At 63.6% G+C, this 18,548-nt stretch carries 17 protein-coding genes and 1 pseudogene; 8 read left to right on the top strand and 10 right to left on the bottom strand.

All coding sequences use genetic code 11. From position 1 onward, the window contains the following. Positions 1-137 precede the first annotated feature (137 nt). Positions 138-1,268 carry a glycosyltransferase gene (locus ABID26_RS11415; RefSeq protein ID WP_292303607.1) on the bottom strand — a complete coding sequence of 377 codons (1,131 nt, stop codon included), beginning with the start codon at positions 1,266-1,268 and terminating at the stop codon, positions 138-140. Positions 1,269-1,276: 8 nt separating this feature from the next. Then, on the bottom strand, positions 1,277-1,840 hold the full coding sequence (locus ABID26_RS11410) for a polysaccharide biosynthesis/export family protein (protein WP_059184846.1): 564 nt from the start codon (positions 1,838-1,840) through the stop codon (positions 1,277-1,279). 263 nt (positions 1,841-2,103) lie between these two features. Between ABID26_RS11410 and ABID26_RS11405 the strand changes: the two genes are divergently transcribed. Together ABID26_RS11405 and ABID26_RS11400 are read left to right on the top strand one after the other, a co-directional pair. Then, positions 2,104-4,290, top strand: coding sequence for a GumC family protein (locus ABID26_RS11405; RefSeq protein WP_292303609.1), 2,187 nt, complete (start codon positions 2,104-2,106; stop codon positions 4,288-4,290). 379 nt (positions 4,291-4,669) lie between these two features. Beyond that, complete coding sequence (locus ABID26_RS11400; RefSeq protein ID WP_292303611.1) at positions 4,670-5,104, top strand: FKBP-type peptidyl-prolyl cis-trans isomerase; 435 nt, start codon at positions 4,670-4,672, stop codon at positions 5,102-5,104. Positions 5,105-5,211: 107 nt separating this feature from the next. Here ABID26_RS11400 and ABID26_RS11395 read toward each other — a convergent pair whose 3' ends face one another. Beyond that, positions 5,212-6,435 (bottom strand): GNAT family N-acetyltransferase, encoded by a 1,224-nt coding sequence (locus ABID26_RS11395; protein WP_354415391.1) that lies wholly within the window; start codon positions 6,433-6,435, stop codon positions 5,212-5,214. An 86-nt stretch (positions 6,436-6,521) separates the two neighbouring features. On the opposite strand from ABID26_RS11395, the gene ABID26_RS11390 reads away from it, so the two are divergent. Beyond that, entirely contained in the window at positions 6,522-7,580 is a 1,059-nt protein-coding gene (locus ABID26_RS11390; protein ID WP_292304750.1) for a polysaccharide deacetylase family protein, read from the top strand. A 6-nt stretch (positions 7,581-7,586) separates the two neighbouring features. Here the strand turns inward: ABID26_RS11390 and ABID26_RS11385 are convergent, their stop codons facing one another. Continuing rightward, positions 7,587-7,802: a DUF2842 domain-containing protein gene (locus ABID26_RS11385; protein WP_126100156.1), complete on the bottom strand. Its 216-nt coding sequence runs from the start codon at positions 7,800-7,802 to the stop codon at positions 7,587-7,589. A gap of 153 nt (positions 7,803-7,955) precedes the next feature. On the opposite strand from ABID26_RS11385, the gene ABID26_RS11380 reads away from it, so the two are divergent. Further along, positions 7,956-9,119: a COX15/CtaA family protein gene (locus ABID26_RS11380; RefSeq protein WP_292304751.1), complete on the top strand. Its 1,164-nt coding sequence runs from the start codon at positions 7,956-7,958 to the stop codon at positions 9,117-9,119. A gap of 26 nt (positions 9,120-9,145) precedes the next feature. Here the strand turns inward: ABID26_RS11380 and argC are convergent, their stop codons facing one another. Further along, positions 9,146-10,078: an N-acetyl-gamma-glutamyl-phosphate reductase gene (argC, locus tag ABID26_RS11375; protein ID WP_292304752.1), complete on the bottom strand. Its 933-nt coding sequence runs from the start codon at positions 10,076-10,078 to the stop codon at positions 9,146-9,148. A gap of 29 nt (positions 10,079-10,107) precedes the next feature. Next, positions 10,108-11,109, bottom strand: coding sequence for an agmatinase (gene speB / locus ABID26_RS11370; protein ID WP_126100158.1), 1,002 nt, complete (start codon positions 11,107-11,109; stop codon positions 10,108-10,110). A 124-nt stretch (positions 11,110-11,233) separates the two neighbouring features. On the opposite strand from speB, the gene ABID26_RS11365 reads away from it, so the two are divergent. Next, positions 11,234-12,448, top strand: coding sequence for an acyltransferase family protein (locus ABID26_RS11365; protein ID WP_354415386.1), 1,215 nt, complete (start codon positions 11,234-11,236; stop codon positions 12,446-12,448). 83 nt (positions 12,449-12,531) lie between these two features. Then, positions 12,532-13,580 (top strand): annotated as a pseudogene (locus ABID26_RS11360) (glycerophosphodiester phosphodiesterase family protein). A gap of 401 nt (positions 13,581-13,981) precedes the next feature. On the opposite strand, the gene ABID26_RS11355 reads toward ABID26_RS11360, so the two are convergent. After that, the gene (locus tag ABID26_RS11355) at positions 13,982-14,854 is read right to left on the bottom strand and encodes an aldo/keto reductase family oxidoreductase (RefSeq protein ID WP_354415384.1); all 873 of its coding nucleotides are present in this window, start codon (positions 14,852-14,854) and stop codon (positions 13,982-13,984) included. Positions 14,855-14,949: 95 nt separating this feature from the next. On the opposite strand from ABID26_RS11355, the gene ABID26_RS11350 reads away from it, so the two are divergent. Further along, complete coding sequence (locus ABID26_RS11350; RefSeq protein ID WP_126100162.1) at positions 14,950-15,858, top strand: LysR family transcriptional regulator; 909 nt, start codon at positions 14,950-14,952, stop codon at positions 15,856-15,858. A gap of 56 nt (positions 15,859-15,914) precedes the next feature. On the opposite strand, the gene rpsI is transcribed toward ABID26_RS11350, so the two are convergent. The 3 genes from rpsI to ABID26_RS11335 form a co-directional block, all read right to left on the bottom strand. Continuing rightward, positions 15,915-16,391, bottom strand: a complete 477-nt coding sequence (gene rpsI, locus ABID26_RS11345) for a 30S ribosomal protein S9 (RefSeq protein WP_059184835.1) — start codon at positions 16,389-16,391, stop codon at positions 15,915-15,917. After that, positions 16,391-16,855: a 50S ribosomal protein L13 gene (rplM, locus tag ABID26_RS11340; RefSeq protein ID WP_066989450.1), complete on the bottom strand. Its 465-nt coding sequence runs from the start codon at positions 16,853-16,855 to the stop codon at positions 16,391-16,393. Before rplM ends, rpsI begins: the two co-directional genes overlap by 1 nt. Positions 16,856-17,089: 234 nt before the next feature. Continuing rightward, positions 17,090-17,548: a PaaI family thioesterase gene (locus ABID26_RS11335; protein ID WP_354415380.1), complete on the bottom strand. Its 459-nt coding sequence runs from the start codon at positions 17,546-17,548 to the stop codon at positions 17,090-17,092. 153 nt (positions 17,549-17,701) lie between these two features. Between ABID26_RS11335 and ABID26_RS11330 the strand changes: the two genes are divergently transcribed. After that, positions 17,702-18,523 (top strand): enoyl-CoA hydratase, encoded by an 822-nt coding sequence (locus ABID26_RS11330; protein ID WP_292345854.1) that lies wholly within the window; start codon positions 17,702-17,704, stop codon positions 18,521-18,523. Positions 18,524-18,548: the final 25 nt, after the last annotated feature.

The raw sequence follows: 18,548 nt of genomic DNA, 5'->3' as shown, positions 1-18,548 counted from the left end.
GGGATTGTCCGCAAGCTACGCAAAAGTGGATAGCAAAAGAGAGCTAAGAAAGCCTTGAAACAACCGGCGGTTTTGAATGCGTATTGTTGCCTGTGAGGACTGACGTTCTTCTCATGGCGCAAGAAAATTAGTAAATTCTAAAGTGTCAGCGCCGCGAAATAAGCCTTCTCGATCTCGGCTGCCATCACGTCGGCGCCGAATCGCGCCTTCAGCTCGCCGCCCTGCGGCATCAGCTTCCGGTAAGCGCCGAGATCGTTGAGAGCCGTTCTGAGCCTGTCGGCGAGCCGGCCGGCATCCGGCCATATCAGGGCAGGGGAGCCTTCGCCGAAGATTTCCGGAATGCCGCCGACGGCGGTCGCGATCATCGGCATGCCGGCGGCCAGCGCCTCGAGCACGATGTAAGGCATGGCCTCCGCGCGGGACGGGACGACGATCAGTTCGGCCAGCGCGAAGGCTTCTTTGGCCGGCATCGGTGGGAGGAAACGGACATGGCCGGCAAGCCCGAGCCGTTCCACCTGGGTGTGGTAGCGCGGCAGGTCATCGCCATCGCCGACCATCACCGCGCTCAGCGGGCGGCCAAGCTCGCTGCCGGCCAGCGCCAGCGCATCGATGAAGATGTCCGGACCTTTGAGGTCGCGCATCATGCCGATGTATAAGAGATCGGCGGCATCCGCCGCCGTCGCCACCGGTTCGAACTCGACAGCCCGCAGGCCGTTATAGACCAGCCTGTTGGGGATAGGCGGCTCGCCGACCTTCCGACGATAGGTTTTCCGTTCATAGTCGGAGACGAACAGCAGGCAATCTGTGAAGCGCGCCATAAAGCGCTCCAGCGCGAAGAACAGCTTTCCGGTAGCCGTCGTTTCGTCATAGTGGAGCGAGCCGCCATGCGGCGAATAAAGGCGGGCCACGCGAGACCTTGAAACCCGCAACAGTGAGCCGAACAGACGGGCATAGGCGCCACCCTTGGCGCCGTGCCCGTGCAGCACGTCCGGCCGCAATTCCTTGATGATTCCATAAGTGCGCCAGGCCGCCGCAAGATCGCCCGGCCCGATGTGACGCTGCATCGGCGTGCGATGGATGCCGAGCGCCAGGCTCTCCTTCATAGCCTCGAACAGCCGCTCCTCATAGTCGCCGCCCGTGGTCGAATCGCAGACGATGCCCACGGAATGGCCGGCGGCGACCTGCGCCTCGGCCAGGTCGCGCACGTGCCGGAAAATTCCCCCGACAGGTGAGCGGAAGCAGTGGACGATGCGCAGGTGTGCCGCCACGTCGGTTTTCAGAACAGCCGTTCGCGGACGTAGACGGTGTCGCCGGGCAGGAGCGGGTCGGAGGTCTGCACCCTGCCGGTCATGACCTTGCCGTTGATATCGCGGGTGATGTCGACGCTTTCCTGGTTGGCGCGCGGCGTGAAGCCTCCGGCGATCGCGATCGCCTTTTGCACGGTGAGGCCCGGTACATAGGAATACTGCCCCGCGGCGCCGACCTCGCCCATGACGAAGATCGGCCGGTAGCGATCGATCTCGACCGAGACGTCGGGATCGCGCAGGTAGCCCTGGCGCAATTTGTCGGCGATTTCCTTTTCCAGCTGCTGGGCGGTGTGGCCGCGCGCCGGCACGGCGCCGACGAGCGGGAAGGAGATGTAGCCGGACTGGTCGACGCTGTAGGTGTTGGTCAACCCGTCCTGCTCGAACACGGTGACGCGGATGCGATCGCCGGCGCCGAGTCTGTAAGGCTGGTCGAGCACTTCATGGAAGGCGGCGGGCGTCGGGCGGTAGCTGGAACAGCCGGTAAGCAGCGACAGGGCAAGCATGGCGCGAAAGAGATGAGCAGTGCTTTTCATGATCGGACACGAACCTTCGTCGCTCTCGCCGCCAGTGCTGCGGCCACCCCAGGAAGTGCGCCCGTTATCATCCTGTTAGGGTTAATGGCCGGTAAAGGGCTGCGCCCGAAAGCGATGACGGCCGGTAAAAAAACCAATTGTTCTATTGCTTTCAGCCGATGTTCTTTGAGTGCTGTCTAATAAGTGCGCATTCTGATCTTAACGGCTGAGTTACCATAGTTGTTTACGGTCCATCCTCGACTCAAAGTTCCGGAGCAGGATGCATGTCCGTTCAGTCCGCGGCCGCAGATGTCGATGTCGACCTGAGACAGCTCTTCGCCAGCCTGGCGAGGAACTGGCTGCGCATCGTTCTCGTCACGCTCGTGGTCACCGGGCTGGCGTTTGCATTCGCCTGGCTCGCCACGCCGCAATATAAAGCGGTGGCCAAGTTGGAGATAGGGCCGCGCGAATCGGTGTTCACGCGGCCGGCCGGCTCGACCAGCGACGACAAGCCTGCAACCGACGAGGAGGCGGTGGCCACCGAGGTCCAGATCATATCGTCCCCCGACATCCTCAAGAAGGTTGCGGCGGACCTCAATCTGGAGAAATTGCCCGAATTCGACGAGACGCTGAGGATGTCGGCGCTCAGCCGCGCCCTTGTCCTTGTCGGCCTGAAGAGCGATCCCTTCGACATTCCGCCGGAAGAGCGGGTGCTCAATGCAATGCACGATAAGCTCAACGTCTACGGCGTTGAAAAATCTCGTGTTATTGCCGTCGAGTTCTGTTCGAGGGATCCAAAGCTTGCCGCGCAGGTCGCGGACGCCATCGCCCAGGCCTACCTTGCCTCAAAGGGCAACGCGAAGAAGGAATCGAACACCGCCGCCACCGGCTTTCTCGGCCCGGAAATCACCGATCTGCAGAATCGGGTGAAGGAGGCCGAAGCCAAGGTCGCCGCCTACCGTGCGCAATCCGACCTTTTGATGGGTGGCAACAATTCGGTGCTCGCGACTCAGCAGCTCTCCGAACTGTCGACCGAGCTTTCGCGAGTGCGTGCCAATCGTGCCGCCGCCGAGGCGACCGCCGACAGCGTGCGCAAGGCGCTGCAGAATGGCGGCACGCTCGACAGCGTGCCGGAAGTTCTGTCTTCCGAATTGATCCAGCGCCTGCTCGAGCGACAGGTGGAACTGAGGACCAACATTGCCGACCTGTCGACGACCTTGCTCGACAACCATCCCCGCATCCGGGCGCTGAAGTCGCAGCTTGCCGATCTCGGCGGCCAGATCCGCAACGAGGCACAGAAGATCCTGAAGGGATTGACGACCCAGGCGCAGACGGCCAAGGCTCGCGAGGACCAGCTCGTCGAGGAGGTCAACCAGCTGAAGGCCGCCTCGGCCCGTGCCGGCGAACAGCAGGTGCAACTCGACGCGCTGCAGCGCGACGCCAATGCGCAACGCCAGCAGCTCGAATCCTATATGGCGAGCTACCGCGAGGCGGCCTCGCGCGCCGACCGCAACTATCTGCCGGTGGATGCCCGTCTGCTCTCGAAGGTGCAGGTGCCGACGGAACCCTATTTCCCGAAGATCGGCCCAATCACGGGCGCAGCAGCGGCTGCGTCGCTGCTGCTGATGGCGATCGGCACGCTTCTGAAGGAATTGTTCTCCGGCCGTGCCATGCGGCCGGCCGCAGGCGCCAGATTCGAACCGATCGAGCAGGTGGCGATGCCGGTGGCGCGGACCGAGCCGACAGGCGCCGAAGCCGAGGACGAAGACAGCGACGATTCGGTCGCCGAAGACCGGATCGGGCAGGGCGCCACGATGGTGGCGGCGCCTGGCGAGCCGGCAGAGGCGGAATCGCCTCAGCCGTGGCAGTCCAGGCTGGGCGAGATCGATGTCGACAAGGCGGCGGAAAAGCTGATCGCCTCGGGTGCCGCGCGCGCCATCTTCGTCTCCCCGGAAGGCGATGAGGCTGCCGCCACCGCCGTGCTGGTGGCGCGCGAGGTGTCGGATGCGGGCTTGCGCGTGCTCTTGCTCGATCTCACCGCCTCGGGCGCCGCCTCGCGCCCGATGCTGGAGAGCGGGCTTTTCCCCGGCATCACCAATCTGCTTGCCTCCGAAGCGCAGTTCAGCGACGTCATTCACCCCGATCTCTATTCCGACGCCCACGTCATTCCGGTCGGCACCGCCGATCCGGTCCGCGCGATGCGCGCCGCCGACCGCCTGCCGATCATCATGCAGTCGCTGACCACGGCTTACGACCTCGTCGTCGTCGAATGCGGTCCGGCCGACGCGCAAGGCATCAGCCGCCTCGTCGGCGACGGCACGGAAGTCTTCCTGTCGATGCTCGAAGCCGATGACGAGGTGACGCAGGCGGCGGTGAAGCTGATCGAGAACGGCTACCCGGATGTCACGCTGGTGACCCCGGCCGGTCACGAGCCGGGAAATCCATTGCCCGGACGTCGCTCGGCTGCATAAGGCTGAACGCCGACAGGGCCGTTCTGCATCGCCCTGCTAACGATTGCCCCGAGGTACCGGAGGAAAAGACCGAGACGAATCGAGCACGATTCAGTCGGTATCGGGCGCGACAGTCCTCAATGCATGTCGCGCAAAAGTGCGCAGCGGTTTTGCGAAAACGACATGCATAAAACAAAGACCTAAAACGCGTCGCCTGAATCCGTTTCAGCGCGACGCGCTTTAGGTGCGAGACCGGACCAAGCAGCTCCAGCACTTTACATCGGCGGCAGGGTACCTAGTTTTAACGTTTCGCGCCGCGCGCTTTCGTGCGTGGATGATCGAGAACGGGACTCGTGAGCTCTAGGCCGGTCCCTCAAAAACTCCCAAAAGGATGGCTGCTATGACACAGGCCAAGAATGGCGACACTGTACGCATCAACTATACTGGACGTCTGGTCGACGGCACTCAATTCGATTCCTCCGGCAGTGAACCGCTGCAATTTACACTGGGTGAAGGGCAGGTAATTCCCGGTCTCGAAACCCATGTCGAGGGCATGGAGGTTGGCGCCAAAAGTACCATCACCGTTCCCGCCGACGCCGCCTATGGTCCCCGTCGCCCCGAAGCCGTGGTGACCATCGACCGCGCCAGCGTGCCGGAAAACGTCAACGTCGATATTGGCACCCAATTGCAAGCCCGCACGCAGGAAGGGCGCCCCATGCAAGTAACGGTCGTCGGCGTGGACGACGCCAGCGTCAAGCTCGACGGCAATCATCCGTTGGCCGGAAAGGACCTGGTGTTCGACGTTGAACTGGTCGAGATCGTTCAGGCGGCGTAGTTAGACTTGAACCTTGCCAGCATACAGCGGCGCCCCGCACCACGATGAGCAGCGGCGCTGCGTCTCAAAAAGCACGCCCAAACAGCGCTTTACCAGGCCGCTCTCAACTAGCTGTCGTCTTCGACAACAGCAGGTGCGGCCTGTCCGGCAGTCTTCCGGCGCAGCATCTTGGTGAGCTTCCAGACCGTCGGATTGTTCTTGATGAACGCCTTTGCCCGCGCGCCTTGCCTAAGCCCCGTCGCCAGCGCCCGGCCCTTCAGCGTCAACGGCGCAAGCGCCTCGAAATGCTGGACCTCGATGTCGCACCAGAGCCGCTTGTAAGGCTCGTCGCCGACCGAGAAATCGTAGGCAGCGAAACCGAGCTCGCAAGCTTCCTGGATGTTGTCGAAGAACAGGAAGTCGCCGGGGCTGGTGAATGCGAGATCGTCCTCGGCGATCGCGCCGAACTCGCAGATCAGGCGTTTGCCCGAGCGGCTGGCGCCGGTAACGGCGCGAAGTTTGCCCGCTACATCCAGGCCATGCAGCAGGAAGGATGGCTTTTCCTCGGCAAGCGCATCGGCAAACAGCGCCCGGAAGAAGGCACGCACCTCTTCGTCGCCGAAGACGTTGGCGATTCCCATCTTGGCGAAGCGCACCTCCTTCATGTCGAAGAAGGCGTCGAGAAGCCTGTCGACCTCTTCGCGGCTTCGCGCCTCGATGCGGCGGAAGCTGCCGACGGCCTCGAATTTGCGTGTCTGCGAGCGATGCTTCTTGCGCTTGCGCTTGCCGCTCGCACGGGCGAGCAGCGCATCGAATCCTCCGTCGAGATCGACCGCGAGCGCAAGGTTCGGGCTCGGAAAATTCGGCAGCGCGGCGAGCGGATTGGCGAGGCCGTCGAGATCGGGCAGCAGCCGCTCCAGCGAAACGAGATCGATGCCCGGCCGCGCCTTGGCGATGGCCGAGAACAACGAGCGGATCGCCGGACCGTCGATGGCCGGCAAAAACCGCGGGTCGGCGGCGGGGAAATTGCCGTTGGCATGACGTCCGCCCGCGAACCGGGCGACGCGGAACGGGCCGGTTCGGACGACTTCCAGCGCCAGCGAAAGCGCCGGTCGGCTGTCGGTGTTCAGCGTGGCGATCACCATATCGGCCTTTGTCTCGGCCGCCCAGTTGCGCACCCAGGACGGGCTCTGCGCCGGGGCAAACAGCGCCGAGGCGCAGAACTCCGCATAGTCCGCTAGGCCGTCGCTCACCGATGCCGTCAACCGGCTCTGGCTCGAGGCAGGCGCACGCGCCGGCGCTTCGTTGGCCGCGACCCGATTGCCGTCAAATGAAGCGGCGGCGTCAACCATCCCTCAATCCTTAAGACGTATTGGTTGCAACCTGGGGTTCGCATAGGCGTCGTGCTTGGATGAGCCTAGGCGCAAAAGGTGAAGGAATGATCGACGGGGGCGAGGCGATCCGGAAACTGGCCTTGAACGTTGCCCGCTATACCGGCCTCGCCCCGCTCGCGAAGCCGTTGGTCGGCGGCATCGGCGCCATCTTGATGCTGCATCGTGTCACCGCGACGCCGGAGAAGCCGAACAGTGTCAATCGCCATCTGAACATCGCCCCTGCATTCCTTGACAAGCTGATCGCCGACATGAAGGCAAGGGGCTATGCCTTTGTTACCCTTGATGAAGCGATCGAGCGCATCAAGATTGGCGGCAAGGGCGGTCAGTTCGCCACAATCACCGCCGACGATGCCTATCGCGACAACATGACGGAGGCGCTTCCGGTGCTGGAAAAGCACGGCGCGCCTATCACCATCTATGTCGCGCCCGGCTTGATCGACGGCGCGGCCGACCTGTGGTGGGACCTGGTCGAGGATATCGTCGACACGAGCTCGCGGCTTACGCTGAAGACGGCGAGCGGGTCGACGGTCGTCGATTGCTCGACACCCGGCAGAAAGATTCAGGCCGTTGCCCGGCTGAATGCCTGGCTGACCCTCGAGGTGCGCGAGGAAGCGCAGGGGGCGGCGCTGCGCGAACTGGCGCGCTCCAACGGGATCGAACTGGACACCGGCCGTCCCGGCATCCTGATGAACTGGGACGAGATCCTGAGAATGACCGCGCATCCGCTGGTGACGATCGGCGCGCATACCATCAATCACCGCAACCTCAAGCGGCTTTCCGAGGCCGATGCGCGGCATGAAATCGGCGACGTGAAGCGCATCCTCAAGGAAAGGCTCGGGCAGGAGCCGCGCCATTTCGCCTACCCATACGGCTATGCCAGAGCGGTCGGCTGCCGCGAGGTGGGTTTGGTCCGCGACGCCGGCTATGTCTCGGCGGTGACGACCCGGCACGGGGTGCTCAGAGCCGAGCATGCCGGCTTCCTGCATGCGCTGCCGCGCATCTCGGTCAACGGCCGCTACCAGAGCGTCGCCCATATTCGCACGATGCTGTCGGGCGTGACGACGCCGCTCGCCAATGCCGGCAAGATGGTGGTGACGATCTGAGGCGCCTTAGCCCTTCCGAGGCGGCTCCAGGATCAGCCATTTGATAATGCCCATCGCCGGCAGCACCCACAGAAGGCCGCTGAGCAGGAAGAACAGGAAGTGCGCCATCGAACCATATTCCGCGAGCCTGGTCACCGCGATGGCCGAAGCGATCAGCGCGTAGATGATGACCAGCGCCACCAGCAGGATGGTTCCAATCAGCTTTTTCAGGCGAATGGGCATGTCGCGGTCCCGTTGAGCAGCTTCGCTTAGGCTGATTGGGCGGTGCGCGCAACTCTCGAGCTTCGGCGCGACGGCGTGCCGCGCTGTCCGGTCTTGCCACCGGGCCTGCCTTGGTCCACCAATCCCGCGATTTAAACTGCCGGGAAACGTCCCATGGCTGCCATCACCGCCACGGCTTCATACGCCGCCCGCGACCGCGATCTGCGTAACCGCGCGCTGGTGCGCGGCTGGCTGTATTTCGTGGTCATCGTGCTGTTTGCGCTGGTCCTGGTCGGAGGCTCCACCAGGCTCACCGGTTCCGGCCTCTCGATCACCGAATGGCAGCCGATCCACGGCGTGATCCCGCCGCTCAGCGATGCCGAATGGCAGGAAGAATTCCAGCGTTACCAGCAGATCCCGCAATACACCGAGCTCAACAAGGGCATGAGCATCGAGGCTTTCAAGTCGATCTTCTGGTGGGAGTGGGTGCACCGTATCCTTGCGCGCAGCGTCGGCGTCGTCTTCGCCTTGCCGCTGCTGTTCTTCTGGGCGACGCGCCGCATCGAACGCGGCCTCGGGCCGAAACTGGCCGGCATCCTTCTGCTTGGCGGCCTGCAGGGCGCCATCGGCTGGTGGATGGTGGCGTCGGGCCTGGTCGACCGCGTCTCGGTCAGCCAGTACCGGCTGGCGACGCACCTGACGATCGCCGCGCTGATCTTCACCGCGACCATGGTGGTCGCGCGGGGCCTTGCGCCGCATTCGGAGCCGGCCGCCGACCGCCCGACACAGCGGCTCGCCGGCTTCATCGTGCTTTTGGCGCTGATCCAGATCTATCTGGGCGGGCTGGTTGCCGGCCTCCATGCCGGCATGAGCTACAACACATGGCCGCTTATGGACGGCAAGGTGATCCCATCCGACCTGCTGCTGCTCGAACCGGCATGGCGGAACTTCTTCGAGAATCCGAAGACGGTGCAATTCGTGCACCGGGTCGGCGCCTATACGCTCTTTGTCGTGGCGCTCTGGCACATGATCGCCACATGGCGCCGCCAGCCCGGCACCACGCATGCCCGCCGCGCCACGCTGCTGTTTTTACTGGTGTTGGTCCAGGCCTCGATCGGCATCGGCACACTGCTCATGCAGGTGCCGCTGCACATGGCGTTGACCCATCAGGCGATCGCGCTGGTCTTGCTTGGCTTTGCCGCCGCGCACTGGCGCGGCACCAAGGGCGCTTATCCCTTGCCAACGCGGCCACCTATGAAACGCAGATATGCGCTACTCGTTGGCGTCGGCGTGGCATTAATTGCAAAGGGGCTGAGCCTGTCCTTCCCGCCGATGTAACACGGAGAGGTGGACCGATAGCTCGCTCAGTGCTTGATGCCGAGCATCAGGTCCAGGTTCTGCACGGCCGCACCCGAGGCACCCTTGCCGAGATTGTCATAGACCGCCAAGAGCAGGGCCTGCGCCCGATCGTCATTGGCGAACACATAGACCTTCATCCGGTTGGTTCCGTTATAGACCTCCGGATCGATCTCCGGCATGCGCTCCATATGCGTGTAGGGCGCGACCTCGACGACGCCGCCATCGATGGAGGCAAAGTGGTCGGCGATCGCCGCGTGGAGCTCGACGCCCGTCGGCACGCGGTCGAGGCCGCCGAGCTGCAGCGGCACCACCGTGATCATGCCTTGCGCGAAATTACCGACCGCCGGCTGCATGATCGGATCATGCGACAGCTTCGCATAGGTCCTGAGTTCCGGCACGTGCTTGTGCTGCAGCGTCAGGCCATAAGGCAGGAATTCGGGCGCATCCTCGCCCTTGCCGACATAGTCCTCGATCATCGGGCGGCCGCCGCCGGAATAGCCGGAAATGCCGTTGACGGTGACCGGGAAATCGGCGGGCAGCAGGCCGGCGGAAACCAGCGGGCGGAGCGTCGCGATCGGCCCCTGGGGCCAGCAGCCGGGGTTGGCGATGCGTTTCGCGCTGGCGATCTTCTTCGCCTGGTCTTTGTCCATTTCGGCGAAGCCGTATTCCCAGCCTTCGGCCACGCGGTGCGCGGTCGAAGCGTCGATGACTTTTGTCGTGTCGTTCTCGATCAGCGACACGCTTTCCTTGGCTGCGGCATCCGGCAGGCAAAGGATCGCGACATCGGCGGCGTTGAGGAATTCGGCCCGGGCAGCGGCTTCCTTGCGGCGGTCGGCGGGAATGGAGATGATCTCCAGGTCGTCGCGGTCGGCCAGCAGTGCCCTGATCTGTAGGCCTGTCGTGCCATGCTCGCCGTCAATGAAGATTTTCGGTTTCATCGGTTACCAAATTCCCTGCGATTCCAAAGCTATATGCCTTGAGCGTTATGCATCACGGCATGAGTGCCGTTGTTCAGGTCCTCGAGCCTCGCCTTCCGCTCCGCCACCAGGCCGAGATAGTGCATGGCGATGATCGATCCGGCGATCGCCGTAATATCGGCATGATCATAGGCCGGCGCAACCTCGACGACGTCGGCGCCGACGATATCGACCTGGCCGAGCTGGCGCAGCGTCGAGAGCATCTTGGCCGAGGACGGGCCGCCGGCCACCGGTGTGCCGGTACCGGGCGCGAAAGCCGGGTCGAGGCAATCGATGTCGAAGGTGAGATAGGTCTTCCTGCCGCCGGTGCGGTCGACGATCGCGTAGGCGATGTCGGAGGCCCGCATTTCCTCGACCTCATGGCCGTAGAGGATCTTGATGCCGAAGGTGTCCGGCGCATGCGTACGAATGCCGATCTGGATCGAGCGGTCGGGATCGATGATGCCCTCATTCACCGCCCGGGCGACGAAGGAGCCGTGGTCGATGCGCTTGCCGTCGTCCGGCCATGTGTCCTGATGCGCGTCGAACTGCACCAAGGCCAGCGGCCCGTGGATCGCGGCATGCGCCTTGAGCAGCGGCCAGGTGACGAAATGATCGCCGCCGAGCGTCAAAAGGAAAGCGCCTGACTTCAGGATCTTGACCGCCTCGCGCTCGATCGTGCCGGGGGTCTTCTGGTGGTTGCCGCTGTCGAGCAGGCAATCGCCATAGTCGACTACCGCGAGTTGCTCGAACAGGTCGCGCGAGAACGGGTATTGCGGATCGTTGTCGAGGATCGCCGAGGCGCGGCGGATCGCCTGTGGCCCGAAGCGGGCGCCCGGACGGTTGGTGACGGCGGCGTCGAAAGGAATGCCCCACACAACGGCGTCCGCGCCCTTCACGTCCTTCGTGTATTTGCGCCGCATGAACGACAGCGCGCCGGCATAGGTCGGCTCGAACGACGCGCCCGTCCTTGAACGGGCGGTGAAGGCGTGGTCGATCTCTTTATTCGCCATTACGGGTCCTCGGTTGTCATCGGGCAGCCACAACTACAGAACCGGCACGCAACATGCCAGTCACAGCTTGCGGAGACGGAATGGCGCTCGCCGAGTGCCATGGCAACACAGGATTTGTACCATTATGACCGAGGCTGCCTTGCTCAACCTCGCACCCCCGCCGGCGGCGATCCGCGCCGGCACGGTGGCTGGCGAGCGCTTCCTGGTGCTGGATTCCTGGCGCGGCATCTGTGCCCTTTTGGTGGCGCTGTTCCATTTTCCGACGACGTCGACGATCTCGCAGAGCGCCTTTGTCGGCGGCTCCTATCTGTTCGTCGACTTCTTCTTCGTGCTTTCCGGCTTCGTCATCGCCAGCTCCTACGGCAGCCGGCTGAGCGAGCCGGACGGGCTCGCCCGTTTCGCGCTGGCGCGCTTCGGCCGCATCTACCCGCTGCATCTTTTGATGCTTGCCGCTTTCGCTGGCTTCGAGGCGGTACGGCTTGTGCTCCCGGCCGTGCATGGAACCGGCGCCGCGCCCTTCACCGGCGGCTTCGATCTGAGAAGCCTCATTGCCAATCTCTTTCTGCTGCAGGGCATGGGGGTTGAGGGTCGTCTGAGCTGGAACGCGCCGAGCTGGAGCATCTCTGCCGAGTTCTTCACTTATCTGCTGTTTGCCGGCGCGGTGTTCGCGGCCGGCCGCCACGCCTGGATATGGTTCGTCGCCGCGGCTGTCACGGCGCCTTTCTTCCTGCTGGCCCTCTCGACCCGTCATATGGACGTGTCCTTCGATTTCGGCTTCATCCGCTGCCTGTACGGCTTCTCGCTTGGAGCGCTGCTTGCGTGGTTTCAGCATGATTCCATTGCAGAGGCGCGACAGGCACGTAGCGGCGGGGCAGGGCGCGTCGCCTGGACGCTGGCCGAGCTCGCCATGATCGTGGTGATCGGGCTATTCGTCTCCGCCGCCGGCACGAATGACGCCGGCATTGCAGCACCTGTCGTCTTCGCGCTGGCCCTCTACCTCTTCGCCCATGAGGGCGGCCTGATCAGCGCGCTGCTGCGCAGCCGCCCGATGCTGCTGCTCGGCTCGCTCTCCTACTCGATCTACATGGTCCAAATCTTCGTGCAGGCGCGTTTGATCAATGTCGGCGGCCTGATCGAGCGCAAGCTCGGGCTTGGCATTGTCGGCGACATGACGCTGCGCGGCGATCAGGTGGCCGGCTTCGGTGTCGGCTCGCCGTGGATCGGCCTCGCCGCGATCATAGCCATGTTGATCGCCGTCATCGTCGCATCCTGGTTCACCTGGCGCTTTGTCGAGATGCCGGCGCTGGCCTGGTTCCGTCGCCTTTCCAAGCGGATTTGACCAAACAGCTAGCCGGCTTCGTTCACCGCCCTGTCATGGGCATCGCCTAACCGGGTCACGACCCGGAACGGAGCGATTCCCTGATGCGAACACTCTGGCTGAGCCTTCTTCTGTCCACTACGCTTGCTGTCGCCACAAGCCAAAGTTTAGCCGGCGAGACACGCGCCAGCCAGATCCTCGACCGCTTCGAGCACGCCAACCAGTGGCGCGATCATGTGATGATCGCCGCGCACCGCGCCGGCAGCATGCAGGCCGGCAAGACGCTTTATGCCGAGAACTCGCTGGCCGCGGTCGAGGGCTCGATCGCGATCGGCGCCGAGATCGTCGAGGTTGACGTCAGGCGCTCGAAGGATGGTGCGTTCGTCATCATGCATGACAGCTGGCTGGACCGCACCACCACCTGCAAGGGCGAGGTGGTAAAATATACGCTGGCCGAGCTGAAGAAATGCCGGCTGGTGATCGAGGGCACCGGCACCGTCACCGACGAGCCGGTATCGACGCTGCGCGAAATGCTGGCGGAGACCAAGGACAGAATCCTGATCAACCTCGACAACAAGCTGGAGGTGACGGACCTGCCCGGCATGATCGCGATCGCCCGCGATCTCGGCATGGCCGATCAGGTGATCGTCAAGGAAAACCTGTGGAACCGCCAGCTGCGAAGGTGGCACTCGCCAAGGCCGGCGGCGGTTTCCAGTTCATGCCGATCCTTGCCGACGACGCCGTGCATGATGCTGCGTTTGCCGGTGAGGTCGACAAAGCGTTTGCGCCGCGTGCCATCGAGCTGATCGACTGGCGCAATGGCGCCGAGACGCTGACCGCGACCGGCGGGCCGCTGTTCAGCACCCGCATGCGGGCCTCTGCCGTGCGCGGAGACTGGCATCTTTGGGCCGACACCTACGCCATCGTCAACAAGCCGGGCGGCTTCCTCGCCGGCGGCCGCGGCGACGAACTGGCGGTCGCCGCCAGCCTGCCGCGCGAAGCCTGGGGTTTTTGGGCCGACCGCGGCGCCACCATCATCCAGACCGACGAGCCGAAGGCGGCGATCGAATGGCTCGCGGCTAATGGTTTTCGTGTGCCTTACACGACGGACATAAAGTCGGCTGAGCCTGCGCATACCGCCAGTATTAACTAGGAGTCGGGGCTGGAACTGCGATCTCCCCCCTTGAGGGGGAGATGGCCGGCAGGCCAGAAGGGGTCGCCTCGCGCAAAGCGCCAACCTCTATCTGCGGCGTCGAGTCCAGTCGAACCGACCCCCTCTGTCGCCTTTGGCGACATCTCCCCCTCAAAGCAGGGCTGTCCGGGGAAAATCTTTGCACAACGCAGACGAGTCTTTGCTCGCGCTTTCGCAACCTTCGATGGGCGCGACGTCCATTGTTTTTGCCGGCCAGCCGCAGCAGGTGCGGAAGAAAGAGCACCGATTGGGGTCCAAAGCTCGAAAAATGCAATCGATGCGAGTCCTCCATGGCCCTGTTCGCAACCGAAAAACTTTCCCCGGACAGCCCTGCCCTCAAAGGGGGAGATTAGCTCGCCGCCCTACGCCGCTTGCGCCACGCCATCCAGTTCCGTCAGCACCTCGTCCGACAGCTCCAGTTCCGCCGCCGCCAGATTCTCCCGCAGATGTCCCACCGACGACGTGCCCGGGATCAGCAAGATGTTCGGCGCCCGCTGCAACAGCCACGCCAGCGCAACCTGCATCGGCGTCACGCCGAGCCCTTCCGCGACGCCCGACAGGGTCGATGACTGCAGCGGGCTGAAGCCGCCGAGCGGGAAGAACGGCACATAGGCGATGCCGTCGCGGGCAAGCTCGTCGATCAGCGCGTCGTCTTGCCTGTGCGCCAGATTGTACTGGTTCTGCACGCAGACGATCTCGCAGATGCGGCGGCCTTCCTCGATCTGGGTGCGAGTGACATTGCTCAGGCCGATGTGGCGGACCAGGCCCTTGCGCTGAAGCTCGGCAAGCTTGGTGACTTGCGCCTCGATGGAGCCCTCCGCTGGACCATGCACCCCGAACATGATGCGCAGATTGACGACGTCCATCACCTCGAGGCCAAGATTGCGAAGGTTGTCGTGCACGGCCTGCTCGAGCTCATCGGCTGTGAAGGCCGGCAGCCAGGAGGCGTCTTCGCCGCGACGGGCGCCGATCTTGGTGACGATCGTGAGGTCGTCGGGGTAGGGCGCCAGCGCCTCGCGGATCAGCTTGTTGGTGACGTACGGCCCGTAATAATCGCTGGTGTCGATATGGTCCACGCCTTGCGCTACCGCTTCGCGCAGCACGGCGATGGCCGCGTCATGGTCCTTCGGCGGACCGAACACACCTTTGCCCGCAAGCTGCATGGCGCCGTAGCCGAGGCGGCGAACCGATCGGTCGCCAAGTTTGTAAGTACCGGATTTGTCTAGACTGGACATCGTGGTTCTCCTTCGCCGTCGGCGAGTGAGATAGGGCATAGCCGCTGTCCCGATAACCGGGTATAACCAGCACGACCTGTGCGGAACTAAGAACAATGGCGGCCGATCTCAACGATCTCCGGGCATTTATGGCCGTGGCACGCGCCGGCGGCTTTCGCGAAGCGGCCCGCGTGACGGCAGGCAGCGCGTCCGTGCTCAGTGAAGCCATTCGCCGTCTGGAAACCCAACTTGGTGTGCGGCTCTTCAATCGTACCACGCGCAGTGTCGCGCTGACCGAGGCAGGCGCTGGCCTGCTGGCACGTCTTGGCCCTGCGCTGGGTGAGGTGGAGGCCGCGCTCGACGTCGTGAACGGCTTTCGCGACAGGCCAGCCGGGACCTTGCGCCTCAATGTACCGATCAGCGCCTCGCGGCTAGTCCTGCCAAAAATCGTTCCGGGATTTCTCGCTGCCTATCCGGCTATCCGGCTGGAGGTGATCGCGGAGGAGAACTTTGTCGATCTGCTGGCGGCCAGCTGCGATGCCGGCATCCGCTACGACGAGCGGTTGGAGCAGGATATGATCGCCGTGCCGATCGGGCCACGCGTCCAGCGCTTCACCACCTCCGCCTCTCCGACCTATCTTGATCGGCACGGCCGGCCGCAACACCCGCGTGACCTGCTTGGCCACGCGTGCGTGCGCGGTCGCTTTCCCAGCGGGGTCATGACGCCTTGGGAATTCGAACGCAACGGCGAGGTGGTGCGGGTCGATACCACGGGGCCATTGGTCGTCAGCATCGGTGGAGGCGTCGATCTCGCCATTGATGCGGCGATCGCCGGCGTCGGCATTCTCTGGCTCTTCGAGGACTGGGTGCGCCCGCATTTCGAGAACGGCGTGCTGGAACCTGTGCTGGAGCCGTGGTGGCAGGAATTCTCTGGGCCGTTTCTGTACTATCCCGGCCGCCGTCTGGTGCCGGCGCCGCTGCGGGCCTTCATCGATTACATCAAAACGCCGGCAGGCCGGTGGTGATGAAAACAAAAGGCCGCCCGGAGGCGGCCTTTCGAGAAATCCGTAAGCCGTAAAGCTTAGCGCTTCGAGAACTGGAAGGAGCGGCGGGCCTTCGCCTTGCCGTACTTCTTACGCTCGACGACGCGGCTGTCGCGGGTGAGGAAGCCGCCCTTCTTGAGCACGGAGCGCAGCGCCGGCTCGTAATAGGTCAGCGCCTTGGAGATGCCGTGACGCACGGCGCCCGCCTGGCCGGAGAGGCCGCCGCCGATGACGGTGGCGACGATGTCGTACTGGCCGGCGCGGTTGGCGGCGACGATCGGCTGGTTGAGGATCATCTGCAGGACCGGACGCGCGAAATAGCTCGCGAATTCCTTGTCGTTGACGGTGATCTTGCCGGAGCCGGGCTTGACCCAGACGCGCGCGATGGCGTTCTTGCGCTTGCCGGTGGCGTAGGCGCGGCCCGACTTGTCGAGCTTCTGGACATGGACGGGCGCGGCCGGCTGCGCGGCGGCAGTGGCGGTCCCGAGTTCTGCGAGCGAGGAAAGCTCAGCCATTACGAGGCCCTCTTGTTCTTGGAATTTAGCTTGGCCACGTCGAGTGTGACGGGCTGCTGGGCGGCGTGCGGATGCTCAGTGCCTGCGTAGACGCGGAGATTCTTCATCTGGCGGCGGCCGAGCGGGCCGCGCGGGATCATGCGCTCGACGGCTTTTTCGACGACGCGCTCGGGGAAACGGCCCTCGAGCAGCTGGCGCGCGGTGCGCTCCTTGATGCCGCCGGGGTGACCGGTGTGCCAGTAGTAAACCTTGTCGGTGTACTTCTTGCCGGTGAACACCACCTTGTCGGCATTGATGACGATGACGTTGTCGCCGTCATCGACATGCGGGGTGAAGGTGGGCTTGTGCTTGCCGCGCAGATGGTTGGCGATGACAGTGGCGAGGCGGCCGACGACGAGACCTTCGGCGTCGATCAGCACCCACTTCTTCACCACATCCGCAGGCTTCTGCGAAAAGGTAGCCATGGTTTTGCTCTCAGGTTGACCTCCCTCATCCGCGAAAGACAAGGAAAGGCGTTTTTTGTTGCTTGAATTGACGCTAGGCCGGTAGGCCCGTCGCCAATAACAAAACGGCGGCCGCTGCGGGCCGCTGCTTCGCGAGGGCTTATAGGCGAGGGCGCCAAACGCGTCAAGGCGAACTAAAAGCCATCTGGCGCTGAAAATTAAGCAAAAACAATTGGATAGGAAAGCGGTATTATTTTACCGCATCACTGGTTCGCTTCGGGGTATCGAATAGGTGCCTGTCGCATGCGCCACAGTGTGCCTATCTGGACCCGCAACGATGTCGATGTCGAACACCATCAGGCTCTTTCCGAGCTTCAGGATCCGGCAATGGCCGTCGATCGGTCCGGCCTCTGCCTTGCGGACAAAATTGATGTTGAGGTTGACCGTTACCGAAAGCGCGTCCGGCCCGGCGTGGCTCAGCACGCAGACATAGCCGCCGATATCGGCCAGCGTGAACAGCGAGGGGCCGGACACGGTGCCTCCCGGGCGCAAATGCCGCTCGTCGGCGTTGAGCCGAACTGTGCAACCGCCCGGAAACACTTCTGTTGCTTCGTAGAAAGAGAACTGGTCGTTGAGCTGCGGATAGACGCTTGCCATCAGCGCGTTGACCTCCGCCGCGGTGAGCACCGGCTTCAGATTGCTTTGAGCGGCCATGCGCGACTCCTATATACGGGAAAGTTCCAGGCGCGGGCGCCTGGACCAAACGGTGCGACGGAGAAAACACGTCTCGCGGCTGTTCTTCAACCGGCAGCGTGCTAGTTCTGTTGCTCCATGAGCCGCGGACGCCGATCGAGAAAGGTTTTAGAAGTGGCTGAAGTTGTCGCCATCAAGCCCGCCGCCGCCGACGGCCCCGTTCTCGTCAGCCAGGAGAAGGCCGTGCTGCGCTTGACGCTCGCCAGCCCGCCGGCCAACGCGCTCTCCCTGGGAACGATGGCGGCGTTGCAGGCGGAATTCGACCGCGTAAAGGCCGACAAGTCCGTTCGCGTGATCATTCTGGCGGCGTCCGGAAAAGTGTTTTGCGCTGGCCACGACCTCAAGGAAATGACCGCGCACCGCGCCGATGCCGATCGCGGCAGAGCTTTCTTCGAAAAGACCTTTGCTGCTTGCGCTAGCCTGATGCAGACGATCGTGCGCCATCCGAAGCCGGTGATCGCCGAGGTCGATGGCCTGGCGACCGCCGCCGGCCTGCAACTGGTCGCGAGCTGCGATCTGGCAATAGCTTCGCATGAGGCGACCTTCTGCACGCCGGGCGTGAACATCGGCTTGTTCTGCTCGACGCCGATGGTGGCGCTGTCGCGCAACGTCTCACGCAAGCAGGCGATGGAAATGCTGCTTACCGGCGAGACGATCGATGCGGCGACGGCCAAGGAATTCGGTCTCGTCAACCGGATCGTGCCGCGCGAATATCTGAATCAGGTTGTCAACAAATACGCCCAAACCATTGCTTCCAAATCATCTTTGGTCGTCAAGACCGGCAAGGAAGCGTTTTATGCGCAGGCCGAGATGGGGCTGGCCGACGCCTATGCCTATGCCGGCCGCGTGATGGTGGAAAACATGCTGGCACGCGACGCCGAGGAAGGCATCGGCGCCTTTATCGGCAAGCGCAAGCCGGAATGGACAGACGAATAGCTGGTCCGGGATGCAGCTGCGCTTT

This window comes from Mesorhizobium shonense (genome assembly GCF_040545255.1).
In the GTDB taxonomy this organism is placed as follows: Bacteria; Pseudomonadota; Alphaproteobacteria; order Rhizobiales; family Rhizobiaceae; genus Mesorhizobium; species Mesorhizobium shonense.
Note: the sequence above shows the minus strand (reverse complement) of the source record. Positions and strands in the feature narration are given on the sequence as shown.